Origin of the sequence: Chitinophaga tropicalis (genome assembly GCF_009758205.1) — a bacterium.
GTDB lineage: Bacteria > Bacteroidota > Bacteroidia > Chitinophagales > Chitinophagaceae > Chitinophaga > Chitinophaga tropicalis.
This window is the reverse complement of sequence record NZ_WRXN01000003.1, coordinates 415,988-442,125: the sequence shown is the minus strand read 5'-3', so window position 1 is coordinate 442,125 and position 26,138 is coordinate 415,988. Positions and strand designations below refer to the sequence as shown.

At 47.1% G+C, this 26,138-nt stretch carries 20 protein-coding genes; 7 read left to right on the top strand and 13 right to left on the bottom strand.

Annotated features, from left to right (window positions below):
• Nucleotides 1-124: 124 nt before the first annotated feature.
• From GO493_RS09810 to GO493_RS09795, 4 genes are read left to right on the top strand one after another with little or no spacing between them, the layout of a single operon-like run.
• On the top strand, nt 125-1,153 hold the full coding sequence (locus GO493_RS09810) for an efflux RND transporter periplasmic adaptor subunit (protein ID WP_157305973.1): 1,029 nt from the start codon (nt 125-127) through the stop codon (nt 1,151-1,153).
• A 28-nt stretch (nt 1,154-1,181) separates the two neighbouring features.
• Nucleotides 1,182-4,307, top strand: a complete 3,126-nt coding sequence (locus GO493_RS09805) for an efflux RND transporter permease subunit (protein WP_198315665.1) — start codon at nt 1,182-1,184, stop codon at nt 4,305-4,307.
• 40 nt (nt 4,308-4,347) lie between these two features.
• The gene (locus GO493_RS09800) at nt 4,348-5,640 is read left to right on the top strand and encodes a TolC family protein (RefSeq protein ID WP_198315664.1); all 1,293 of its coding nucleotides are present in this window, start codon (nt 4,348-4,350) and stop codon (nt 5,638-5,640) included.
• A gap of 60 nt (nt 5,641-5,700) precedes the next feature.
• Nucleotides 5,701-6,336, top strand: coding sequence for a class I SAM-dependent methyltransferase (locus GO493_RS09795; protein ID WP_157305971.1), 636 nt, complete (start codon nt 5,701-5,703; stop codon nt 6,334-6,336).
• Here GO493_RS09795 and GO493_RS09790 read toward each other — a convergent pair.
• Together GO493_RS09790 and GO493_RS09785 are read right to left on the bottom strand one after the other, a co-directional pair.
• The gene (locus GO493_RS09790; RefSeq protein ID WP_157305970.1) at nt 6,333-7,235 is read right to left on the bottom strand and encodes an SDR family NAD(P)-dependent oxidoreductase; all 903 of its coding nucleotides are present in this window, start codon (nt 7,233-7,235) and stop codon (nt 6,333-6,335) included. The two genes, GO493_RS09795 and GO493_RS09790, sit on opposite strands and share 4 nt — an antisense overlap.
• 15 nt (nt 7,236-7,250) lie before the next feature.
• Entirely contained in the window at nt 7,251-7,445 is a 195-nt protein-coding gene (locus GO493_RS09785; protein WP_157305969.1) for a hypothetical protein, read from the bottom strand.
• 279 nt (nt 7,446-7,724) lie between these two features.
• Here GO493_RS09785 and GO493_RS09780 point away from each other — a divergent pair, with 279 nt between their 5' ends.
• Entirely contained in the window at nt 7,725-7,991 is a 267-nt protein-coding gene (locus GO493_RS09780) for a type II toxin-antitoxin system HicA family toxin (RefSeq protein WP_157305968.1), read from the top strand.
• A complete protein-coding gene (locus GO493_RS09775; RefSeq protein WP_157305967.1) occupies nt 7,984-8,364 on the top strand; it encodes a type II toxin-antitoxin system HicB family antitoxin in 381 nt (126 codons plus the stop codon). The genes GO493_RS09780 and GO493_RS09775 overlap by 8 nt, the downstream gene beginning before the upstream one ends.
• Nucleotides 8,365-8,424: 60 nt before the next feature.
• Here GO493_RS09775 and GO493_RS09770 read toward each other — a convergent pair whose 3' ends face one another.
• The 11 genes from GO493_RS09770 to GO493_RS09720 all read right to left on the bottom strand — a co-directional run bounded on the left by GO493_RS09770 (nt 8,425) and on the right by GO493_RS09720 (nt 24,740).
• The gene (locus GO493_RS09770) at nt 8,425-9,798 is read right to left on the bottom strand and encodes an MFS transporter (RefSeq protein ID WP_157305966.1); all 1,374 of its coding nucleotides are present in this window, start codon (nt 9,796-9,798) and stop codon (nt 8,425-8,427) included.
• A gap of 12 nt (nt 9,799-9,810) precedes the next feature.
• Nucleotides 9,811-12,129, bottom strand: coding sequence for a glycoside hydrolase family 65 protein (locus tag GO493_RS09765; protein WP_157305965.1), 2,319 nt, complete (start codon nt 12,127-12,129; stop codon nt 9,811-9,813).
• Nucleotides 12,126-12,776, bottom strand: a complete 651-nt coding sequence (gene pgmB / locus GO493_RS09760; protein WP_157305964.1) for a beta-phosphoglucomutase — start codon at nt 12,774-12,776, stop codon at nt 12,126-12,128. The genes GO493_RS09765 and pgmB overlap by 4 nt, the downstream gene beginning before the upstream one ends.
• A gap of 12 nt (nt 12,777-12,788) precedes the next feature.
• Entirely contained in the window at nt 12,789-14,639 is a 1,851-nt protein-coding gene (locus tag GO493_RS09755; protein ID WP_157305963.1) for a glycoside hydrolase family 13 protein, read from the bottom strand.
• Between the two features lie 38 nt (nt 14,640-14,677).
• Nucleotides 14,678-15,712, bottom strand: coding sequence for a SusE domain-containing protein (locus GO493_RS09750; protein ID WP_157305962.1), 1,035 nt, complete (start codon nt 15,710-15,712; stop codon nt 14,678-14,680).
• A gap of 18 nt (nt 15,713-15,730) precedes the next feature.
• Nucleotides 15,731-17,323: a RagB/SusD family nutrient uptake outer membrane protein gene (locus tag GO493_RS09745; RefSeq protein ID WP_157305961.1), complete on the bottom strand. Its 1,593-nt coding sequence runs from the start codon at nt 17,321-17,323 to the stop codon at nt 15,731-15,733.
• A 19-nt stretch (nt 17,324-17,342) separates the two neighbouring features.
• Nucleotides 17,343-20,309, bottom strand: coding sequence for a SusC/RagA family TonB-linked outer membrane protein (locus tag GO493_RS09740; RefSeq protein ID WP_157305960.1), 2,967 nt, complete (start codon nt 20,307-20,309; stop codon nt 17,343-17,345).
• A gap of 424 nt (nt 20,310-20,733) precedes the next feature.
• The gene (locus tag GO493_RS09735) at nt 20,734-21,741 is read right to left on the bottom strand and encodes a LacI family DNA-binding transcriptional regulator (protein ID WP_157305959.1); all 1,008 of its coding nucleotides are present in this window, start codon (nt 21,739-21,741) and stop codon (nt 20,734-20,736) included.
• A gap of 57 nt (nt 21,742-21,798) precedes the next feature.
• On the bottom strand, nt 21,799-22,485 hold the full coding sequence (locus GO493_RS09730) for an anaerobic ribonucleoside-triphosphate reductase activating protein (protein ID WP_157305958.1): 687 nt from the start codon (nt 22,483-22,485) through the stop codon (nt 21,799-21,801).
• Nucleotides 22,454-22,636, bottom strand: coding sequence for an anaerobic ribonucleoside-triphosphate reductase (gene nrdD, locus GO493_RS31230; RefSeq protein WP_157305957.1), 183 nt, complete (start codon nt 22,634-22,636; stop codon nt 22,454-22,456). Before nrdD ends, GO493_RS09730 begins: the two co-directional genes overlap by 32 nt.
• Nucleotides 22,614-24,740 (bottom strand): ribonucleoside triphosphate reductase, encoded by a 2,127-nt coding sequence (locus GO493_RS09720; RefSeq protein WP_157305956.1) that lies wholly within the window; start codon nt 24,738-24,740, stop codon nt 22,614-22,616. The genes nrdD and GO493_RS09720 overlap by 23 nt, the downstream gene beginning before the upstream one ends.
• 145 nt (nt 24,741-24,885) lie before the next feature.
• Here GO493_RS09720 and GO493_RS09715 point away from each other — a divergent pair, with 145 nt between their 5' ends.
• Nucleotides 24,886-25,566 (top strand): dihydrofolate reductase family protein, encoded by a 681-nt coding sequence (locus GO493_RS09715; protein WP_157305955.1) that lies wholly within the window; start codon nt 24,886-24,888, stop codon nt 25,564-25,566.
• Nucleotides 25,567-26,138 lie beyond the last annotated feature (572 nt).

Genomic DNA, 26,138 nt, shown 5'->3' with positions numbered 1-26,138 from the left:
ACCGACTTTCTGACCAATTATACCGATTTATCAACCTTCTCCCGCTGCTCAGATACAACCATCTTTGCGCTACCATTTTATGCATTCATTTATTGACAATTTAAATCCTACAAACTTTAAGCTTATGTCAGTGATTTTGAGACCAGCTTCACTTATTTTTCTGATCGCCTTCTGTAGTAGTTGCGGCCATAAAGAAGAAAAGCAAACATCACAGGTCCCCGTAAAAGTCAGCATTTCCACCATACAGCGTAATGACATGCCGCAGATATTCAGTTACTCCGGCACTATCGAACCAGACAACACCGCACAGGTTGGGTTTGCAGTATCCGGCATCATTAACGGAATATATGTTCAGGAAGGACAACTTGTAAAACAAGGTCAACTGCTGGCAACCATAGACGCTACTGAATACAGCAACGCACTGGCTATCGCCAACGCCGGGCTGGAACAGGCGGAAGACCTCTATGCACGCCTCAACGGACTATATGAAAAAGGAAGCCTGCCCGCAAAAGACTATATAGATATAAAGACTAAACTGGCACAGGCAAAGGCCAACAAAAGCATCAACGCAAAACATATTGCAGACAGCCGCCTGTATGCTCCCATTACCGGCATCATCACCGAAAAAAAGATAGAGAAAGGCAGCACAGCCGCTCCCGGTATACCAGCCTTCACCATCATTAAAACAGATCTGGTATATGCACGTATGTCCGTTCCGGAAAGTGAGATCGGCGCATTACAGCCAGGCACTGTGGCCAAAGTATTTGTACCTACCCTCAACGATACTATCACAGGTAAAGTATCTATCATCAACCCACAGGCCGATGCCGTTTCCCGCACATACATCGTAAAAATAAAACTGGATAACAGTACTAACCGCTTGCTGCCAGGTATGCTGACAGATATCAGCATTGTCACCGGCCGCCAGCAGGCAGCCATCGCCATTCCGGCAACTGCCGTAGTAAGAGACGCTGACGATCTCACCTATGTATTTGTAGCCAACGGAGAAAATAAAGCTATACGCAAACGTATCAGCACCGGCAGACTGACAGGCGCCAGCCAGGTAGTGATCACAGAAGGACTGAACGAAGGAGATAAACTGATCACCGCAGGACAGACCCAACTAAAGGACGGCAGCGCCATCAGCTTCTAACTTATTACCTCCACACAACATTGCAATAATGAAAAAAAGAAAAATAAGCTTCATCGAAGCTGCCATGAAGTATAAGCAGGTCACCATTGTTGTTGTGCTGCTGCTCATGCTGCTGGGCTATTACTCGCTACGCAACATGCCCCGGGCAGAGAACCCGAAGATAGATATGCCGGTAGCCATGGTCTATGCCTTCTACCCCGGCGCCGACGAAGTGCAGATGGAAAAACAGGTAACAAATAAAATAGAACAATACCTGTTCTCCTTCGAAGAAGTAGATAAAAAAAAGACCCGCTCGCAAACAAAAGACGGACAGGTATTCATCACCGTTGAACTGCACACCGAAGTAAAAGACCGTAAAAAATTCTGGGCTACCCTGCAGCACGGCCTGAACGCCACCCTGCGCCAGAACATCCCATCAGATGTAATAGGCCCCATCGTGAACAGCAACTTCGGCGACGTAACAGCACAGATCATCACCGTCTCTTCTCCCCAACGCAGCTACGCAGAAATAGAGAAGTACCTGGATAAACTGGAAGACGGACTGAAAGTAATACCGGAGGTATCGAAGATCAACCGCTCCGGCGGACAAAAACAACAGCTCTACGTTACTGTCGACGATCAGAAAATACAACAGTACGGCTTTGATCTCTCCACCATTATACGCACGCTGAAAGCACAGAACATCACCGCCTACTCCGGCGAAATGACCATCAGCTCCAATACCATTCCCGTATTCACCAGCAGCCAGTATAAAACAGAAGCGGAAATAGCATCGCAGATCATCTACACCCGTCCTGACGGTACAGTGGTCAGGCTGAAAGATGTAGCCACTCTCCAGCGCCGCTATGAAGAACCATCGTCCTTCATCCGCATAGGAGAAGACAAAGTAATGATGCTGGGTATCGAAATGCAGCCGGGCAACAACATTGTACACTTCGGCGAGATAGTGGAAAAGAAACTGAAAGAAATAGAAAAAGACTTCCCGGACGATGTAAAGGTGAATATTATCGTAAATCAACCGGAAGTAGTAGATGAAAGCATCCGCCACTTCATGAAGGAATTCGGCCTTGCCATTGCCTCTGTAGTGGTGGTAGTAATGCTGCTCCTCCCCTTCCGCGTAGCAGCCGTAGCATCTGTAGCGGCTCCTATCTCCATCATGATCACCTTTGGCATCATCAATATCATGGGCATAGAACTGCACCAGGTAACACTGGCAGCCCTGATCATCGTGTTAGGTATGGTAGTGGATAATGCCATCGTGGTAGTAGACAACTATATAGAAAAGCTGGATGAAGACATCACTCCGTGGACAGCCGCATGGCAGGCAGCCAAACAGTTATCCCTCCCCATCTTCACCGCTACGCTGGCTATCATCTTTGCCTTTGCACCACTGGCGTTCTTTATGGACGGTATCGCAAAAGACTTTATAGCCGCACTCCCCGTAACCGTAGCCGTAGCGCTTACCGCTTCCATGCTGGTAGCGCTCCTGCTCACACCTTATACCTGTTACCTGTTCATCAAACAGGGACTTAAACATAAGATCAGTGAACGCGGTCAGCGTAAAAGCCTGCTGGACAGGTTACAGAACGTCTTCAACGCAGGTATAGAACTGGCATTCCGTTTTCCTAAAATAACTATAAGCATAGCAGTAGCCGCCATCATACTGGCCGTAGTACTGGCAGGTAAAGTAAGCCAGGAGTTCTTCCCGCTCAGCGAAAGCAAACAGTTCAATGCAGAAGTATGGATGCCTAACGGAACATCACTGGAAGAAACAGAGAAAGTGGTAAAACGCGTGGAAGAAGAGCTGAGAAAGGATAAACGCGTAGTAAATATAGCCAGCTTTGTAGGCACCAGCTCCCCCCGCTTCAATATTACCTACGCACCTGAAATGCCCAGGCGCAATTACGCCCAGATCTTTATCATTACTACCGGCAGCGATGCAACGAATGAACTGGTGGAAAAATACCTGCCCGTCTTCGAACACTTCATCCCCGACGGAAAGATCCGCCTTCGCCAGCTCAGTATGCAGGAAGGCTCTCCTATAGCTATTCGTATAGTAGGAGAAGACCTCAACGCACAGAAAAAAGTAGCAGAACAGATCAGGACCATCCTGCAGAATGCAAAAGGGCCTAACTGGGTACGCACAGACTATGAAGATGATTACCTCGGCGTATCCCTGAAAATAAAAGAAGATGTAGCCGCAAGACTGGGAGTTTCCAACCAGGCCATTACCCAGACACTGGGTGCAGGCCTGAAAGGCTTCTCTGTATCCCAGCTCTGGGAAGGCGATAAACCGGTAGATATCTTCCTCCGTTTCGATACTGCCAGTCGCCGGGACTTCAACGACCTTGGCAACCTCCACCTTAGCAATATGTATGGTGGCAAAGTACAGCTGAAAGAAGTGGCAGATATCGTTCCTTCCTGGCATACCGGGGTAATAGCACACAGGAACGGCCTCCGTACGCTGACCGTACTGTCTGAGGCCCAGATGGGCAGAAGAGCGTCAGAGATCCTGAAAGACGTAAAACCTCAGATCGAAAAGCTCCGGCTGCCACCCGGCATCAGCATCAGTTACGGTGGCGATGAAGAATCATCCAACGATAATGCTCCGGGCATGGGCATAGCACTGGGCACCAGCCTTATACTGATCCTGCTCACATTACTGTTCCAGTTCAGGACATTCGGTAAAACGCTTATCGTACTGTCTACATTCCCGCTTAGTTTGCTGGGCGCTTTCCTCGGCCTTTACCTCACAGGTAACCCAATGGGCATGACTGCGTTCATGGGCATCATCAGCCTGATAGGTATTGTGGTCCGGAACGGTATCATCCTGGTAGACTATGCAGATGAACTTGTGCGTGACCATCATTACACCATCAAGGCAGCAGGACTGGCGGCAGCCAAACGCCGTATGCGTCCGATATTCCTGACCTCAGCAGCAGCAGCTATAGGCGTCGTGCCTATGATCCTGGGCAAATCCCCCCTGTGGGCGCCCCTCGGTAGTGTGCTGGCTTCCGGACTGATCGTGTCTATGATCTTAACACTGTTTGTAGTACCGGTGCTTTACTTCCTGTTTGTACGCCCTGCTCCTCCGGATGTAGTACCGGAAGATGCAGATACCGAGATCCAGTACAAACCGGCTCACGCACATTAGTGCCTCAGACCACCCGATTCTCATTAATAAAGAAAGTATAATGATCGTCAGAAAATATATAACAGCGTTTTTTGTTCTTGCAGCCCTGGTGCTGCAGGGCGCCGCAAAAGCGCAGTCGCCCGTGCTCACCCTGGCGGAATGCCGCCGGCTGGCACTGGAACAGAACAAGAAAATGAAAGCGGCCCAATACAGGATAGATGCTTCCAGAGCTGCATTACAAGCCGCTAACGCCAACGCCTATCCATCTATAGACGCCTCCCTCCTGGGCATTTACCTGGGAAAACCAATAGGCGGCGCATTCAATGGTATGATACCCGATGCTGTGGCCAGTGGCACAGTAACAGCCTCCCAGCCCATCTATGCAGGCGGTAAGATCCGTACAGGCAAAGAAGCTGCCGGAAAAGGAGTAGAGATCCGGGAAGAACAGAAACAGCTCACTGCATCTGAAGTACTGCTCAACGTAGAAAAGGCTTACTGGCAGATAGTACAGGTCAATGAAAAGATCATCCTGGCTAATAAGTACAGGGATATGCTGCAGGCATTGCAACAGGACCTCCAGAATTCCTTTGACGCGGGTATGATCTACAAAAACGATCTCCTGCGCGTGGAAGTTAGCCTGAATGAAGCTAAGCTGAATATCATCAAAGCACAGGACGGACTGGTAATGGCCAGATTAAACCTCGCACAGATCATCGGCAATGCCAATAACACCACATTTGAGCTGGCAGATTCCGTGACCGGCAGCTTCAGCGAGGTACAGGCAGGCAACCTGGCAGAAGCGGCCGAAAAACGCCCGGAAATACGATTGCTGCAAAAGTCTGTCGAAGCAGAAGAACTGCAACGTAAGCTACTTAAAGCAGACAGACTGCCAACAATAGGCCTCAGCGCCAGCGGACTGGCTGCTGCCGGCAAAGGCGCCAATTTCACCAACGGCAAGGACTTCCTGGGCTCCTGGTATGGACTGGCCAGCATATCCGTACCCATCTTCGACTGGGGAAAACGTAACGCAAAAGTACGTGAGCAATCACTTAAAATAGCAGCACAGCAACAACAGCTGGATGAAACAAAAGAAATGATAGGACTGGAAGTACAACAGGCATACCTGCTACTGAACCAGTCCGTCAAAAACATAGAGCTCTCACAGTTATCCCTGCAACAGGCTGATGAAAACCTCAGACTGGCGAACGACAGGTTTAAAGCAGGTACCATCACAGGGAAAGACGTACAGGAAGCTCAGGCAATATGGCAGCAGGCGTATAGCGGGGTAATAGACGCAAAGGTAGCTTATAAGGTGAACGAGGCTGGATATAAGAAGGCGATGGGTAGCTTGTAACAACCTGCCATAGGGGGAACTTCGGTTCCCCCTTTAATTTCATTACTTTAGCGCCAGGTAATGAAAAACAACTACGATAAGATAGCGCCTTATTACGACCGCATGAGCAGGTTGGTGTTCGGCCGTGCCCAGGTCAACGCACAACTGAGCCTGCTGGAACATATAAAACCAGGTAGCACCATACTCATTGCCGGTGGCGGCACAGGATGGATACTGGAAGCACTCGCTGAAAAATACCCGGAAGGTCTGCACATCACCTATATCGAAATATCCGGCGCTATGCTGGACATTTCCCGCAAAAAGAACTACGGCCGTAATAAAGTAGAGTTTATTCACCTGGCCATTGAAGACTTTACTGCCCAACAACTATACAACACCATCATCACTCCCTTCCTCTTTGACAATTTCTCTGCAGAAAGGGCCGCCCAAACCTTTACACTGCTGGATCACCTGTTGCGTAACGGCGGTAACTGGCTGTTCACAGACTTCACATACAACAAAACCGCTCCCTTATGGCAACGGTTATTACTACGGATGATGTACCTCTTCTTCCACGCAGTAAGCCATGTAGAAGCCAGCTCCCTTCCTGATATGGAAACGCTCTTTATAAAACACAGATATATTCCTGCTGCACGGTCTTCCTGGTACGGAGGCTTTATCCAGGCAATAGCATATTATAAAGAGAGCAGGCGCTAACGCCCGCTCTCATCTAAATCCCCTGAATCATGGCCAATAGCATCACGCTCTTTTCTCGACGCGTCATGCTCTGGATAAAAACGGCCCTCGTCAGATGTTGAGGGTTCCATCTTCTTCTTCATGTTCTTCGCATTTGCACTGTCACTCATTAGATTGGCCATATATACATGTTGCTTTGTTTTCCCTCCTGAAATGATCCGGCTCTCACCGCTCATTAAAGCATCGTAGCCATCACGTGCTACTTCTTCAGGGGTTTGCAATTCTTCTTCCCGGTAGGTAACAGTATTTTCTGCATTGGCCTTATGGAAGAAATCAGTATCTGCTGCTCCTGGCAATAATACGGTAACTGTTACCCCACAGTCCTTCAATTCTTCACTAAGTGCTGTACTGAAAGAAAGTACAAAAGCTTTGGTGGCAGCATAGACAGATAACAAAGGCATCGGCACCTTACCCGCCTCGGAGCTCAGCTGCAGTATACGCCCTTCTCCTCTTGCTGCCATCTCTGTTGCAAAGAGCTTGGTAAGCGCTACAAGTGAGCAGATGTTCAACTGGATAATATCCAGGCTGCGTTTCAGGTCTATATCAATAAATCTCCCCCATTCCCCCTGGCCTGCATCATTTACAAGGTAGTTAACAATAATTCCCCTCGCCTTTACTTCATCGTAAATTAACTGGGGAGAAGCCGGGTCAAAAAGATCGCAGGAAACAGGAGTGACTTCAACGCTGTACCGCTGCTTGATCTCGTTCGTCACCTCCTGCAAACGATCTTCCGATCTCGCTACCAGCACAAGACTATAACTATCTGCCGCAAATAATTTTGCCAGCTCATAGCCAAAGCCACTGGTAGCACCGGTGATCAGTGCATACTTATTACGGTTATCTATATTTACAACCGGCATAATAACAGCTTTTATTTATTTTGAATTCTTCAGGCTTTCCGGCGCTTCTTTCAACCCTTCTTTCTCTTTTGTAAGCTCAGGATGTACTTCCTCTACGCCCTTATTGTCCCTTTCCCGCTCTGTCTGTTCTATCGCAGCTTCTGACTGCTCAGCCTTACCTGTCAGATCTTCCTTATGAAATGAGGTCTTACTTTTATTTTCCTTTTCCATGATCACATATTTTAGTTCACAGTTAAAAGAACAAAGAATAAGCCATGCCTGAATACCATTCAAAAAAACAGGGTCAGCAACATTATTGTATCATTACCGGTACAACAGTGTAGAATTAAATGCATTGAACAGACTGGTGAAAAATTCCCAAAAAAAAATTTGGTGAAATTTTCCCTCCCCCCTAACTTTGCAACTATAATTCAGTTGCACTCATTAATATTTTGCTCATTAAGAGGTTATGTGTTAATATCGCAGCCATTAAATGTTAACCAACCTGTCATGAGTAAAATTGAGAAGCTGCTCTCAAGGTTCCAGGATATTCCACGGGACTTTGAATGGAGCGAATTGTTAACCATTCTGAACTATTTCAATTATGAGGAAACTAAAAACGGGAAAACGGGAGGGTCCCGCAGAAAATTCTACAATGAGGAAAACAACAATGTTATCATCTTACACGAGCCTCATCCCAAAAAGGTCATGAAAGAATATGCAATTAAAGAAGTACTCGATCATTTAAAACGTAAAGGACTTATAAGCGATGAATGATATTCTTGAATACAAAGGTTATTATGCAACAGTACGCTTAAGTGCTGCAGACGATGTATTCCACGGCAGGCTCGTGGGCATCAATGATCTCATCACATTTGAAGGCGTATCTGTAAAAGAATTAAAACAAGCTTTCATAGAAGCTGTTGAAGATTATCTCGAAACCTGCAAACAATTGAACAAGGCTCCGGATAAAACTTACAAAGGCAGCTTTAATGTTCGCATTCCAACTTCACTGCACAGGGAAGCAGCTATATTCGCCGCTTCCAGGAAGATCTCTCTCAATGATTTTGTGAAGTTCTCAATTGATTACACACTCAGGCATCGTGAGCATCTGAATATTGAAGATGATGCTATTCTGCCGGTAGGGTAAATAAAAAGAGAAGCCCTCCGGCACAATACCGGAAGGCTTCTCTTTTTTATAACTATACATCTAGCTCATGCTATACACCGGCATCTCCTTTTCCGATTTTTTATTCTCCCTGTCCTTCACATACAATACAGCAATTGCAGCCGCCAGCATAAACCCGCCTCCCATTACAAGCGCATAAATAGCTTTTTCATGGAACAGATGCTTCACTATCAGCCCGCCAAAAATACCATTCACAATCTGCGGAAAAGTGATAAAGAAATTGAAGATCCCCATATATACACCTGTTTTATGCGAAGGGATCACGCTGGACAATATAGCATACGGCGTAGAAAGAATACTTCCCCAGGCCAGCCCTATCCCTATCATCGGCAGGAACAGCAGTTCCGGCGTACGGATAAAATAAATGGAGATAAGTGACAACCCACCTGCGGCCAGGGAAAAGGCATGAGCCGCCTTCCGGCTCGTCTTCCTGGCAATAACAGGCAGTATCAGCGCATATATTGCCGACACAGCACTGTAAATACTAAAGAGAAACCCTACCCTGTTACCTGCATCAGCAAACGTAGCAGAAGAGGTATCGCCCGGCAATACCTTATAAATATGCTGCGCCACTGCAGGTGTGGTGAACACCCACATAGAAAAAAGCGCAAACCATGAACAGAACTGCACTACCCCCAGCTGTTTCATGGCGGCAGGCATAGAAGAAAAGTCCTTCACAATAGCTGCCAGTCCGGCAGAAGACGCTTGCTCAGTATGCTCAGGATTGAAGCGTTCAAATTCCTCCGGAGTATATTCACTGCTTGTAAAAATAGACCAGAGAATAGTAGCCAGTAATACAACAGCTCCTATATAAAAGGAATAGATCACATTGTCAGGCACCACACCAGGGGCCGCCGTTTTGGATACACCACCATAAGTAGCCAGCAGGTAAGGCAGCGAAGAGCCCAGCACCGCCCCTGCTCCTATCAGGAATGTCTGTGCTGAAAAACCCTGGCTGCGCTGCTCATCCGGCAGGTTATCTGCCACCAGCGCACGGAAAGGTTCCATCGCAACATTGATAGAAGCATCCATCAGCGTAAGCATGCCCGCGCCTATCAGCATAGGCGGAAGCAGGTAAGCCAGCATAGATGAATTAGGCAGCAGTATCAGCGCCAGCGCAGTAGCCAGCGCACCGAACAGGAAATAAGGCCTCCTGCGGCCCAGCCGGTTCCACGTACGGTCACTGTAATGCCCTATAACAGGCTGTACTATCATACCCGTCAGCGGGGCCGCCAGCCAGAAGAGTGACAGATGTTCCACCTCCGCACCATAGGTCTGCAGGATACGGGAAGCATTCCCATTCTGCAACGCAAACCCGAATTGTATACCAAAAAAGCCCATGCTCATGTTCCAGATCCTGGCGACTGATAACCGCGGCTTTGCCATTCCTTTCATGGGATAAATATTTTAATTGACCAGATTTCCATGTTTTAACTGCACTGTAGCACCTGCGGCAACCTCACAGGGCTCTCCGTAAATAAGCACCGTAATATCTCCGCCGGAATGATTCTCAATGTTCACTCCATGCTTTCCTGCCTTTACTTTCAGCACATTGCCCCTGAAACGGATGTTAAATGCAAACGACTGCCATTTGCCCGGCAGGAAAGGAGAGAACTGCAATTGCCCTCCACGCACACGCATCCCTGCAAACCCTTCCACAACACTCATCCAGGTACCTGCCATCGAAGTAATATGCAACCCGTCCTCCGTATCATTATTGTAATCATCCAGGTCAAGCCGCGACGTCCGCAGGTAAAACTCATATGCCCGCTGCTCATCCCCCAGCCTGGCGGCAAGAATGGCGTGTACACAGGGCGATAATGAACTTTCATGAACAGTACGTGGTTCATAGAAATCAAAGTTCCTGCGGATAGTATCCTGGTCATAACGGTCTTCCAGGAAATACAACCCCTGCAACACATCTGCCTGTTTAATATAACAGGAACGCAGTATACGGTCCCAGCTCCATTTTTGATTCAGCGGACGCTGTGCCGGGTCCAGGTCTTTCACCAGCGTCTGGTCCTTATCCATATAACCATCCTGCTGCAGGAATATACCCAGCTGCTCATCCTCGGGGTAATACATGTGTTTGATAACATGCTGCCATTGCCCGGTTTCCTTCTTTACATCCAGGGCCGTCTTTTGCAGGATAGCCTCATATCTTTCAGGATTGGTGGCCACCACCTGCTGCAACGCCTCTGTAGCATATTGCAGACACCAGGCGGCCATAGTGTTCGTATACCAGTTATTATTCACATTATTCTCATATTCATTGGGACCCGTTACCCCCAGCATCACATACTGCTCACGTGCATGGCTCCAGTTCACCCGCTGCGCCCAGAAACGGGCTATACCTATCAGCACTTCCAGTCCATATTCAGCAAGATATGCCTCATCTCCGGTATAGCGAATATAATTGAAAATGGCAAAGGCAATGGCAGCATTACGGTGTATCTCTTCAAAGGTTATCTCCCACTCATTATGACATTCCTCACCGTTGATGGTCACCATCGGGTAAAGCGCTGCACCATTGCTAAAGCCCAGTTTAACAGCATTCTCAATTGCCTTTTCAAGATGTTTATAACGGTACACAAGAAGGTTACGCGCCACCTGCTGCCCGGCGGTAGCCAGGTAGAACGGTAAACAGTATGCCTCCGTATCCCAATAGGTAGAACCGCCATACTTCTCACCGGTAAAGCCTTTGGGGCCTATATTCAGACGTGCGTCTTCTCCCGTATAGGTCTGGTTTAGCTGGAAAATGTTAAACCGGATAGCCTGTTGCGCAGCAGCATCTCCCTCAATCACAATATCGCTCTCCTCCCACTTCCTTGCCCAGGCTGCTGCCTGTTCCTTCAGCATGCTCTCAAAACCTTTGGCTGCAGCTCTTTCCAGTACCAGCCGGCAATTACCGGCCAGCGCTTCACGCGCATGATTCTCTGAAGAAAGATTGGCAGCGTATTTAAAGATGATAGTTTCCTGGTTACGGGACAGGACCGCAACAGCGCTGCCCCCCACATACTTCTCCCGTTGTACAGGTTGTATTGACACAGGTTGTCCGTCCTGGAGTATAAACAACTGCTGCCCCGTACAAACATCAAATCCCGTTTTCCTGGTACGCAGTACAAGGTAAGCGCTGTTCCCTTCCGCATGGCTGTAAACACTCTCCCAGAACTTCTCATCGTAGTTGGCATCCTGATTCCTGATATCACCGTCAATATAACCCGTTATCACTGCCTCACTGTCAAAGTTGAGCGGCGTAATACTGTAGCGAATAGCACAGGCCTCATCATCAGCAATACTGCAGAAACGGGTAGCAGTTACACGCACCTCTTTCCCGCTCTTCATTGTCGCGGTAAAAGAACGTTGCAGATATCCCTCTTTCATATTCAGCACCCGGCTAAAGCTGCTTACTTTTGCATGATGCAGGTCCAGTACCTCATCGCCAATACGTATATCAATACCTATCCAGTTGGCGGCATTCAGCACTTTGGCAAAGTACTCCGGGTAACCGTTCTTCCACCAGCCTACACGGGTTTTATCAGGATAGTAAACACCTGCCACATAGTTTCCCTGTAACGTCTCTCCTGAGTAAGCCTCTTCAAAATTGGCCCGCTGTCCCATACGGCCGTTACCCAGGCTGAAAATACTTTCCGATATCTTATTGTAATGTGGTACAAATCCTTCCTCGATAATGTTCCACTCATCTGTCTTTATATATTGCTTCATAATTGCTGTAATGTTTGTATGTTAATCTCTTCCAGGCTGCCAACAACAAGGTCAGCTCCCTGTAATACGGCCTGCTCTCCTACTCCCACCACTTTCATACCTCCTGCTTTTGCGGCCTCTATACCTGCAATGGCATCTTCAAACACTATACATTTTGCCGGAGCAGCATGCAGCGCGGCTGCGCCTTTCAGGAATACTTCAGGATCAGGTTTTGAAGAAGAGACGGAATTACCGTCTACCAGCACATCAAATAAAGGCAGCAATCCTACTTTCTCCAGTATCACGGCCGCATTCTTGCTGGCAGATCCCAGGGCCGTCTTAATACCGGCTGCCCGGATAGATTCCAGCAGCTCTCTGGCGCCGGGAAGGATCTCGTCCGGCGTCATCCGGTTGATCATATCAACATACCAGTCGTTTTTACGGGTGGCCAGTACAGCCTGCTCATCAGCAGTCTTGCTGATCCCACCCCATTCCAGGATCAGCTCCAGTGAACGTACACGGCTGATACCCTTCAGCTTTTCATTCTGCGTTTCCGTAAAGTCAGCGCCCAGCTCATTGGCCAGCCGTTTCCAGGCTTTGTAATGATAAATAGCGGTATCTACGATCACCCCATCCAGGTCAAAAATACATGCTTCAATTCCTTGCATATCGGCGGCTTGTTATTTATTCAGCTCCATAACCTGTGTAGTAACTGCAGGAATATGCAGGCTGTCAGACAGACTATAGGTCTTATTGGTAATAATATCTTGTGCGTTGGCATAACCGTTCGTCCTCTCCGTAAAACGGGCAGGATCTATTACTGCTTCCTGCTCATTCGGGTTAAGGACTATCATAACGGTCTTATCTGCGTTATACCTGAAGTATACATACACATTATTCTGTGGCACATACTGCATCATCTTACCCGTCTGCAGCACCGGGTTGCTTTTCCGGTAAAGGGCCAGCGTGCGTATGTAATTGAATAACTCGTTCTCTTCTTCATTACGGCCGGCAGCAGTGAATTTATCCTGCTTATCGCCAGGCCATCCACCCTTAAAATCTTCCCTTACCAATCCATCCGGAGCACTGAAATTCTTCATCCCAATTTCCGCACCATAGTACAGCTGCGGAATACCACGGGTAGTCAGCAACCAGGCCAGCGCAGCTTTGTACTTCTGCTTGTTCTCATTCACTACAGAATAAAAACGGCTCAGATCATGGTTGTCCAGGAACACCACATTGCGCGTAGGGTCCTGGTACTGGTAGTCTGATGCGAAATTGGCATAGAGCTTCACAGCACCCTCATCCCATCCCGGCTTCTCATTCAGGGCGGCAGTAATAGCCCAGAGCGATTGAAAATCTGTCGTACCGGGTAGTTCTGTATCCAGATGCTGGTTTACAGTCCTTCCCTGCGTAAAGAACACCTGGTCTGGCACTCCTTTCACCCATACTTCCCCGAAGAAGGTAAACCCGGGATAAGCGGCCTTGATGGCTTTTCCCCATTCCGCCATAAAGCCGGTATCATTGTAGGGATAGGTATCCAGGCGGAAAGCATCTACTCCTGCATATTCTATCCACCACAGGTGGCTTTGCGTAAAGTAATTGCGCACATATGGATTAGACTGGTCCATATCAGGCATATGATTGTCAAACCAGCCATCATTCATGATCTTTTTATCTGCCGCTGATCCGTAAGGGTCAAACAACGGCTGGGCACGGAAGCTCGACCGTGTGAAGACCGGCCACTGATGCACCCAGTTCTTCATAGGAAGGTCTTTCATAGTCCAGTGCTGGCTGCCAATATGATTGTGCACCAGGTCCTGTATCAGCTTCATGCCACGCTTATGCAGACTATCTGCCAGCGCCTTATACAACTCATTACTGCCAAAACGCGGATCAATGCGGTAGTTCTCCGTAGCCGCATAACCGTGATAGGAAGCCTGCGGCTGATCGTTGGTAACCAACGGGGTCATCCACAGCGCCGTTACGCCCATATCCTGCAGGTAACCCAGGTGATTGATAATACCCTGTATATCTCCTCCATGACGCTTGTACATAGAGTCCCTGTTCAGGGAAGTTTCCTGCATGCCCTGTATCAGGTCATTACGCACATCTCCATTGGAAAAACGGTCCGGCATAATTAGGTACACAAGATCTCCGGTGTTCACGCCCTGGGCTTTAATACCCGTGTTACGCGGCTTCAGCTCATATTCGAAACGTATCTCTTTCTTCCCTTTCAGCAGGAAACGGATGGGAAATTTCCCGGGGCTGGCTGATGCCGAAATGTTCAGATCAAGAAACAGATAATTGGGATTCTCTGCTTTGTTCACCTTTAACAGGGTCACACCCGGATAGTCCAGCGCTACTTCACGTTCTGATATCTTATCACCATGCACGATAAGCTGCAGGAACAGTTGCTGCATACCCGTCCACCAGAACGCAGGTTCCACCCTTTCCAGCGCAGGCACCTGCGCCATGGCAGGCAGCAGTGATATAAGTAACAGTAGGGTAATTGCCAATCTCTGTTTCATTGATCTTTTGTTTAGATTTAGATATATATTCCCTCAGCCTATAATGCTGTTAATGTATAAACATAGTTACCTGCATTACCCAGGTTCATGGTAACGGTATAAGTACCCGCAGTAGTTATGCTGATTGTACCGGCACTACCGGCTGTCAGTACCCCGTTATTATCATCATCACTCAGTGCAATGGCGTCTGCATTGTTAGCCCTGAAATAGAAGCTGCCGGCGGCAAGGCTCACTGTTGCGCTCCACTCGCCCGTGGTACTGTTATAGGTCATCGCCTTATCAGTACCGGCGGCGCTTCCTGCAATACTCCAGGTAGTAGCTGTGATAGTCCAGGTAAGCGTATTCAGGTTCGCAGTTATCCTGTAGTAACCTGCTGCCGCAGCCTTCATATTGCCGCCACCGGAGGAAAGCGCACCACCTCCGCCATCACCATAGTTCACATCCCAGCTCTTGGCAGTAGTGACCTTAAACTCAGTATTGGCATCAGGGAAATAAACATATCCTTCATAGGTCTTGTCATTGTTAACAGAAGCGAGAGAACCCAGCCTCGGATCATCGAACGACCATCCCTCATACCCCCCCGGCAGGTACACAGAGTTGTACACTTTAGGAACGTAATAAGGAGTAACAGTGAGAGATATGCTGTCTGAGAAGATCTCATCCCCGACAGTATCTACAGCAGCCTTTACACGGATCACCAGCTCATGCTGACGGCCTGCGGCCAACCCCATGTTATTCACGATCTGGTTCAGGGCGGCAACCGTATATTCCTTCTTTAATGTTCCTGCTCCTATGCTTACCTCGGTAGCCCGGGTAAAGCCATTTCCCTTCTCATCTATCTGCAGGGAGTAATTAACCACGGCCTTGTATCCCCAGTCTTCCGATGCTGTCCATGAATAGGTAACAGCGGTTTTTGCTGCATCGGCAGACGTAAAGGCGAATACAGAGTCCGTAGCGCTGAAAGCAGGCTTGGTTCCTGTTTTCACCTGTGTAAAACTGCCCTCTTTCTTACAGGCAAAGAAGCCTGCCATACAAAGGCAAATGATCAGTATTTTATTGAGACCGGCGTTCATGACGGTATAGTATTTTGATTAATAATCGTCGTTCTGTTCCAGGTTAGGATTGGCTACCAGGGCGCTGGTAGGGATGGGATAGATATCGCGGAAAGCTGCCACTGAAGCGCCTGCTGCTACTCCCCCTTTCCAGGGCCACAGGTAAGTACCGCCGGTAAAGCGTCCGTAACGCACCAGGTCCGTTCTGCGATGTCCTTCCCAGTACAGTTCCCTTCCTCTTTCATCCAGAATAAAATCCAGCGTCAGGTTAGCAGCTGTAATATTCCCGCTGGTATTGCCGTATGCCCTTTCACGCAGGGTATTGATATAAGATAAAGCAGTACTTGCATCTCCGCCGGTACCGCCGCGTAACACGGCTTCTGCATAGTTGAGATACATCTCTGCCAGGCGGAATAAGGGGTAGTCTGTATCTACAAAAGTAGAGTTGGAACCATCCGCCCCTGCAGATGTTTTGTTTGTCCATTTGGTGATAGCATAACCATCGGTGAATGTAGCCAGGTCTGCTATCTCGCGGTTTTGTCCGCTGGTATGGAACATAGCGCGCTTGTCAGTTGCCCCCGTAATATCAGTAAAGAGGTCAACGAATGCACTGGTAGTACGTAAACCACCCCAGCCGCTGTTCACACCAAATGCCGCGGCGCTCATATTACCACCAACAGCGGCATGCACCAGGTAAGTAGTTCCCCCATACGTTTGCGTACGGGTACCGTCAAAGTTGGCGGTAAGCAGCAGCTCAGACCTGGAAGTAGCATTATTGTCAGCCATGAACATCCTGGCATATTGTGGCACAAGTGAATAACCTGCGTTGATCACTTTCAGGCTGTAAGTAATAGCGTCTGTATTACGTTCTGTACCGGTATAGGTTTTCGCATTGAGGTAAAGCCTTGATAGCAACGCCCAGGCGCAGGCCTTATCAGCGCGGCCATATTCATTGGCACGTGCATCCATCAGCAACGGATCGATCTCCTTCAGCTCCTTTTCAATATATGCAAACAGGTCCGCACGGGATATCTGGTTAGGATAATAGTAAGCAACCGTATTGGTATCTGTTACAAAAGGCACGTTGCCGAAAAGGTCCATTGCATGATAGTAAGTCAGCGCACGCAGGAAACGGGCCTCTGCCCTGAAGTACTTTGCATCAGTGAGATTATCACCGGTAATACCGTTGCCGCTCAGCTTCTCATCTGTGGTCTGGCGGATAAACTCATTACACTGTGCTATCTGGTAGAACAGGCGGGAGAACATGGCATTGATAAAGTTATCGTCTGCCGTCCAGTCCATCTGGTGAAAGTCCTGCAGGGTACCATCATTCCAGCCTATCACCGCCTCATCTGTAGGCAGCTCCTGCATCTGGAAATATCCGCGGATGTAGCTGGACGTACCTTCATCAATACCACTGATATCCGCACTGCCGGTAGGGCCTACCTGGCCTGTAGTGGAAAATCCTGCATACAGCTTTGCCAGTATGCCTTTATAGTTGCTGAAGTCTTTATATACGCTGGCGGAAGTAGCTTCTGTAATAGGTGTACGGTCCAGGTCTTTGGTACAGGATGCAAGCCCCCATGTAAAAGCTCCCGCCAGTACAACATTATATATGAATTGCTTGGTCATAACGTTTCCTCTTTGTTAATTAAAAATCAAGATTCAAACCCAGGGAATATACACGTGGACGTGGGTAGAACTTATCATCTATACCACTGAACACCTCAGGGTCCTGGCCACTGTATTTAGTGATCACAAATACATTCTGTACGTTCAGGTTCATACGCAGGGCTACTTTATTTCTCAGCAGCCTGCCAAAGTCATATCCCAGGTTGATATAATCCATGCGCAGGAAAGAGCCGTTCTCAACATAGTAATCAGACCAGTACTGCTGCGTGGTAAACCCTGTTTTCAATATACTGGAAGAAAGATTGGCCAGGTAGTTACTGTTCTGGAATGTTTTATACGCGCCGTTATTGGACGCCTGGTTATTATAGATATAATTACCTATGTTGCTGCGTACACTGAAGCCCAGGTTCCATTTCTTATAGTTGAACTGTGAGTTGAAGCTCAGGTATACCACCGGGTTGGAAGATTTATAACGGTATTTATCGCTCGCATTAACAACGCCATCGCCGTTAGTATCTTCATACAACCCTTCAATAGGCTTACCATCCTTATCATAGATCTGCTTGTAAACATAGAAGGAATTGATCTGGTGATCAACAGAATTGATCTGGACATTGTTGCCGGTCCCTCCTGAAATATTACCGGTAGCAATGCCCACAGCTGTATCGTTCTTCGCTTTGGAGAGTGACAGTATCTTGTTCTTGTTATAAGTGATGTTGAACCCTGCATCCCAGCGGAAGTCTTTTGTCTGTACCGGTGTAGCGTTGATAATAAACTCTACGCCCCTGTTTTCCAGGCTGCCTATGTTTGTATAAAGCGTATTGGTCAGGTTGGTACCGGCCGGTGTGGTAACGTCTGCCAGCAGGTCTGTTGTTTTCTTGTAGTAGAAATCTATACTACCGGATATCCTGTTATCCAGGAAACCATAGTCCAGCGCCAGGTTGTAGGTAGCTGTCTGCTCCCACTTGATGTTCTCATCATAACCTGCAGCACGCAGTGTTTTGTAGAAATCATCTCCCAGCATATAGGAAGAGGTAGCGTCACCATAAGTGTAACGGGAAAGTGCAGCATACTCTTTACCTGTGCCGATGTTTTCCTGGCCGGTAACACCATAGCCCAGCCTCAGCTTCAGATCAGAGAAAGTATTGCTGCTCTTCAGGAAAGGTTCTTCCTTCATTCTCCATGCAAAAGCGACGGATGGAAAATTACCCCAGTGCTTACGAAAGCGGGAAGTACCATCGCGGCGCATAGTGAAAGTAAGGAGGTATTTATCGTTGTAGGTATAGTTAAAGCGGCCAAAGAAAGATACCAGCGTATGCTGTGCTTCAGCATAGTTACCGGCGGCAGTGGTGGTATCGCCCGCTTCATCCAGCACGGCAAATGCCGGGGTAGCGGTAATGAAGTCCTGGTAAGAATATCCACCCATTACTTCAACACGGCTGCGTATGTTTTTAAGCTCCTTGTTATAGTTCAGGTAGAAGTCCATCAGTTTGTTCTTCATTTCCTGGGAGTAATGTTTATAGGAACCGCCTTTGCCATTGTAATAAGCCAGGGCTGCATATGCGGGAATATTCACGTCTCCTTCCCCTTTGGAATAGTCATATCCCAGGTTCAGGTTAGCATGCAGCTCCGGCAGAAAATGGAATTTATAGTCGAACTGCACGTTGCCTATGCTTCTCTTAACGGTTGAATTATCATGTTTCTGCTCCAGCATAGCCACCGGGTTTTTCGTACCCAGGTCATAGAGAGAGCCGTTGTAAAGCCATTCATAGTAACCGCCAAATGTTTTATCATCTCCTGAACGTACCGGTTGGGTAGGATCAAATGCAATAGCTGCATTGATAGCTCCCTGGTCTGCAAAACGGTTGTCTGCAATAGAGCCTTTTACGTTCATGTTTATTTTCAGGTGATCGTCAAACAGGCTTGGAGAAAGATTCACAGACGCTGATTTTCTTTCCAGCTTAGACGTTTTGAGGATGCCCTCCTGGTTCAGATAACCCACAGAAATGCGGTAAGGCAGTTTCTTCCACGAGCCGCTCAGGCTAAGGTTATTGTCTGTGCTTAACGCTGACTGGTAGATCTGTTTCTGCCAGTCTGTATTGGCAGTTCCCAGCAATGCCTTCTGTGCGGCAGTGCCATGGTCGTTCACTACCTGGGTGAACTCCGCAGCAGAAAGCACAGGTGAATAACCGGTTACTTTGGAAACGGAATTATTAGTGCTGAAAGAAACATGCAGCTGATCTCCCAGCCTGCCCTTTTTGGTAGTGATGATGATCACACCATTGGAAGCGCGGGAACCATAGATAGCGGTTGCAGATGCGTCTTTCAGTACGTTGAAGGTCTCAATATCGTTCGGGTTGATCAGGCTCAGTGCATTGGAAGTACCGCTTACACTGTTGTTATCTACAGGTACCCCGTCAATGATAATAAGCGGATCGTTGGTAGCATTAAGGGATGCACCACCGCGTACGCGGATAGTACTACCGCTACCCGGAGCGCCTCCATTGGAAGTGATCTGCACCCCAGGCACTTTACCGGTTATCAGCTGTTCCGGAGAAGATAAAGGCCCCTTGTTAAAGTCTTTTGCTGACACAATAGCAATAGAACCGGTAAGGTCACTTTTCTTCTGCGTACCATAACCTACCACCACTACTTCATTCAGCCCCTTTGCATCAGCTTTCAGCTGAAAGGTCACAGTTGCGGCATCATTCCCAACAGTAACCGGCAGCTCCAGGGTTTCATAACCTACTATCCTGGCCACTACGGTAACAGCACCGGGACTGATCCCCTTAATACTGAAATTACCGGCATCATCCGCAACAGCGTTTTTCTGAGTGCCCTTTACAAAAACCGTAGTTCCCGGCAGCGGATCGCCGGCGTCGTCCATTACTTTTCCATTGATACTGCCTGATTGCGCATAGGTGAATAAGGACATGAACACACAACACAGCAGCATCGCTAACCGGGCAAGGCGTGTTTTTTTCATTTAACGTTCAATTAAATTGATAAGGAATTTGTTACGTTTCCAGCCATTACAGATTTTTAAGACAAAAGAGTCCCTGCAGGACCCCCTCCGGGATCCATGGCTAATGACAGTGGTCGCGGACTACTTTACGGGAATAAGTTCAATAGTTGTCCCCCCGTAGGTCCAAAATCAATAATGTTAAGTCGGATTCATGCTTTAGCGTTTGTTTTTCTGTTTCCGGGAACGTTCCCGGAACGTGGAACAAGAAATAGAATGTACCGCTAAAGTAGCGGATTTTTCATTTCGTGAAACATTTTGAAACAATTTTTTTTGAGAAAAAGTTAAAAGACAATCCTTTCAAATGAATCAACTAGCTGAATATCAGTTATTTAAAAACAATACAAACGCTTTCATTTTATTTTTTTTCCTTTCAGCCCTGCAAAAGCTAAACAACAACAGATGACTTCCTCGGAATAAGCTTCGAACTGAGCACAATATGGTCCTTCACCTCCGTCTTCCCCTCCAAAGTCTTAAAAAGCAACTCTGCAGCATTAGTTCCCAGATCATACGCCGGCTGGGTAATAGTAGACAAAGCCGGATTGAGCAGAGAAGCTATCTCCAGGCTGGAAAAGCTAACTATCTTAATATCTTCCGGTATCCTGATCCCCAGATCATGACACACATAGTAACTGGAAATAGCCAGGCGTTCTACAGAAGCAAACAACCCATCCGGCCGCTGCTCCCGCAGCATTTCAGTAAGTATGCCATAGTTCTTGCTATAATCATTACTGCAATCTATCACCAGCCTTTCATCAAAAGGAATTCCCGCATCCTTCAGCGCATCACGATATCCCTGCATACGGATGTTACCTATAGAAAGACTTTTATTTACCACCAGGAAAGCTATCTTCTTACATCCCCCCTCAATAAGGTGAAGCGTTCCGTCAAAGCTGCTTGTATAGTCATCTGTAGTCACTTTCGGTACATCAATATCATCGTATACCCTGTCAAAGAATACCAGGGGAATACTTTTAGCGCCACGCTTATTCAGATAAGCATGATCATTCGCCTCACCGGAAACAGACATGATAATACCATCTACCCTGCCGTTGTACAGCTTCTCAATGAACATGACTTCCTTTTCATATTCATCGTCTGTTACATAGATGAGTGTATAATATCCCTTCTCCCGCGCTACACGCTCAATACCATGAATGGCCTGGGAAAAGAAGTTGTTAGCAAGCTCAGGCACTATAATAGCAATCGTATTGCTCTTCTTATCCCTGAGATTGCTGGCATAATGATTTGGCTGATAGTTAAACTCTTTTGCCATGGAAAGTATCCTGGCCTTTGTTTCGGGATTAATGTCACTATTCCCCCTGAATGCCCTTGAAACAGTAGAGGTAGATAAGTTTAGCTTTTCTGCCAGTCTTTTGATATCAACGCGGTCCATATCTAAAGTTGATTGGGACCAAATTAGAGAAAATAGATGAAACGGACGAAAAATCACTTACCTGTAAACCACTTTAACCCCCGGAACTGACAGGTCTTTCTGCCCCAGCTCCTTGCGGGCCGGCTCCAGCTCTCCTAAAGTAGGAACGCCATTCATAAAATGCTGTACATAATAATTCCCCCTGTAATTCACTGACTGAAGATAATGCACCATAGCTACAAAATCCTTCTCAGGGATCAGCCCTGAATGCACTGTTGTACGCACTTCAAAAGCTACGCCCGAAGAAACAAGATGCAACAGGCTCTCTTCAAATTTTAAAAAAAGATCTGATCGCGTAACCTCCCGGAAACGGGCCTGCAGCGCTTTAAAATCCAGCGCTATATAATCAACCAGCCTGCCCTGTGTCAGCTGTTTTAACAGAACAGGATCTGAGCCATTGGTATCTATCTTCACAGAAAAACCCATAGCCTTTATCTTTTCAATAAAGGGCAAAAGCCCCTTATGCATAGTACATTCTCCCCCACTCAGTACCACACCGTCCAGCAATCCCTTCCTGGAAGACAGGAACTGAAGGGCATCTTCAAAACTCAAACGTCCCTTACCCAGAACGATCTCCGTATTGTAACAATACAGGCAACGCATATTACAGCCTGCAAACCAGAGTATGCAGGCTGTTTTGTCCGGGTAATCCAGTAACGTGAACGGCGTAATACTATAAAGCGACTTTACTGATCTTACATTCATTGAAATACGTCCGTTGACGGTGTTCACTTTTCTTCCCGATGTTAAAACTTTCTACAGGCCTGTGATAGCCCATTACCCTTGTGTAAACGAGGCATTTGCTTCGCTTGTCCTTCAGCTGTTGCAGGACCTCATTCTGCTGTTGCGTGTTCATGATGTATTGTGTTTAGGTGATCTTCATTCAGTAATAACTCATCGCATTTAGGACAGTATTCATGTTCCCCGTTCAGGTAACCGTGAACCGGACATATACTGAACACAGGCGTAACCGTTATATACGGCAGCTTAAAATAAGTGAGCACTTTCCTTACAAAGTTCTTACATGCTTCCGGAGTACTGATCTTCTCCCGCATATACAGGTGCAACACCGTTCCTCCTGTATATTTGCACTGCAGCTCATCCTGCAGCAGCAACGCTTCAAAAGGATCTTCCGTATGATTTACCGGTATCTGTGAACTGTTGGTATAATAGATATCATCTCCTCTCCCGGCCTGGAAAATACCCCTGAACCGCTTCTTATCCTCTTTGGCAAAACGGTACGTAGTCCCCTCTGCCGGCGTAGCTTCCAGGTTATAAAGATTACCTGTCTCCTCCTGGAACTCCTTCATCCGGGAACGGATATGCTCCAGTATCTCCGATGCAAAACGGATCCCCGCAGGCCCTGTAATATCTTCTTTCTTATCAGTAAAGTTCATCAGCATCTCATTCATACCATTTACACCAATAGTGGAAAAATGGTTCCTGTAATGCTTCAGGAACTTCTGCGTATAAGGGTATAATCCCCTGTCATACATTTCCTGTATAAAAGCCCTTTTCTTTTCCAGCGTTGATTTAGCAACCAGCAACAGCTGGTCCAGCCGCTCGTACAGCTTCTCCTTATTTCCTTTATAAAGAAATCCCAGCCTGGCCATGTTGATGGTCACCACACCTATACTTCCCGTCATTTCCGCACTTCCAAACAAACCATTCCCACGTTTGAGCAGCTCCCGAAGGTCCAGCTGCAGGCGGCAGCACATACTACGCACTGCATTAGGTTTGTAGGCATCCGGGTTCTCTATCCTGTTGCCATCTGCATCAAGAATGTACTGGCTGCCTATAAAGTTCTGGAAATAGGATGATCCTATCTTCGCTGTATTCTCAAATAAAAGATCTACGTTCTCACCATTCCAGTCAAAGTCTTCTGTAATGTTCACAGTAGGGATAGGGAAAGTAAATGGCTGTCCGTTGGCATCTCCTTCCGTCATCACCGTATAGTACGCCTTGTTGATAATGTTCATTTCCTTCTGGAAATGCTCATACCTGAGATCTGTCAGTCTCTTCACTCCTCTTTCCTTTGCCAGCAGCAACAGGTAATCATCTTCAATATTGGCAAACAGGTGAGAACTGTTCTTCGTAGGTATCTGCTCTTTCAGATCGGCAGGAACTACCCAGTCAAGTGTAATATTGGTAAAAGGTGATTGTCCCCAGCGGGCCGGTACATTAAGATTATATACAAAGCTGCGCACTGCCTTCAGCACCTCCTTAAAGGTCAGCTGATCTTTAAACACATACGGCGCCAGGTAAGTATCAAAAGAACTGAATGCCTGCGCGCCGGCCCATTCACTCTGAAGAATGCCCAGGAAGTTAGCCATTTGTCCCAGGGCCTCCCTGAAGTGTGAAGGGGCTTTACTTTCCACTCTGCCCCGCACACCGTTAAATCCTTCATCCAGCAATATTCTCAGGCTCCAGCCGGCACAATAGCCTGTCAGACAGTCCAGGTCATGAATATGTATATCCCCGTTCCTGTGCGCATATCCCTCTTCTTTGGAATAGATCTTATCCAGCCAGTAGTTGGCAATGATCTTACCTGCAGTGTTATTCACCAATCCCGCATTGGAATAGGAAGTATTGGCGTTGGCATTGATGCGCCAGTCCGTTTCCCTGATATACTCCTCAATAGTCTGGGTACTGTCTACATAGGTCGTGTCCTCATTAAGATGATTAATATGCTCCCTCTGCAGCTTACGTGTATGACGGTAAATAATAAAAGAACGCATCACCTCAAAATACCCTTTGAAGTACAGCTTCTTCTCTATAAGGTCCTGTATCTCTTCCACCGCCCACACTTCCTTTGTTGAGAGGTCCAGCATCACCCATTCGTATACGCTGGGGTCAAACTTCTCGCTGACACTCTGAAAGGCCCTGGTGATGGCGTCCAGTATCTTGAACTCCTCAAATGGCTTATACTCTCCATTCCGTTTAATAACATAGTTTCCCATACATTAAGGGGTTTTAAGTTGACAAATTAACAGGTTGTACAACAGGGAAACCATGATGCGCGTTAGTAAAGTGACTAATTTCGGTCAGCCTCTCTCTTTTTTAATAGTAAACCATTATTCACAGAAAGTTAGTTGCTTTGTTATCATGAAACCGTACATCATTTGTCATATGCTCTCTTCCATTGACGGAAGAATAAAAACGCAGCACTGGGGCCAGCTCAAAGGGGTTGAATATTACGAAAAGACCGGCAAACAGGAAAAGGCAGACGCCTGGATGTGTGGCCGGGTCACCATGCAGCAGCATTATGCCGTTGAACTGCCGGAACTGACATATACAGGCCCTGCCATAAACAGGGAAGATCATATTGCCGACAATACCGCCCCGTCCTACTCCATTACTATCGATCCCGCCGGAAAACTGGGATGGGAGAAAGCATATATTGACAACGATCATATCATTATCGTACTGGCTGAATCAGTGCCGGACGCTTACCTTGCCTACCTGCAGGAAAAAGGCGTATCCTATATATTTGGCGGTAAAGATGAGCTGGACTTTGCATTGGTGCTGGATAAACTGGGGCAACATTTTAACATCAAAAAAGTGCTGCTGGAAGGTGGTGGTGGTATTAACGGTTCTTTCCATGCCGCCGGGCTGATAGATGAATACAGTATCCTTGTTTTCCCGGTAGCAGATGGCACCAATGGCCCTACCCTGCTGGATACAAATAAAGAAGACGGCAGCATTCCTCCCAGCCAGCTTTCACTCGTACATTACGAACTGCTGGAAGGTAATATCATCTGGGTAAGATATAAAGTGATACGCTAGCAGGTAATATCTCAGCTTTTTTAGCCGGCCGTAGGCCAAATCTCCCAGGGATTGCCCCAAAAGCCGACCTCTACTTTTTCAAATAAACCTGTCAGACCATCTTTACCAATGTCATTGCCCGGAAGAGGTAGTTTCCGTTAACACCCTTCAGCCAGCCTTGCAACGTATAAGAATAGTCAAGACCATACACTAACTGAGCATTACCCAATTCTATTCTTGCCCGCGGACCATGGAGATAATACTGATAGACTATAGATAATCTGTTCCTTGGGATCAATAATAAGCACATCGATGTCCAGGCGATAAACTTGGCTTTATTTAATATAATAAACTTAGGAGCTCTGTCTAGAAGTATTAAGAATTTCACTTATTCTGGATTCACTATAGAAACTACTTTACCTGGACTTATTATTGATGGATTAGCCTGAATTTTATTTCATAAGCTATTTCGACTTCTCATTTTGTATTTTAATATCATTAGATTTCATCAATACATCTCCAATTCTTTTCAGTATTCTTCTTAGATATTTGAGAAACAATGATATTAGGATTTGTAGACTTGGGTGCATATA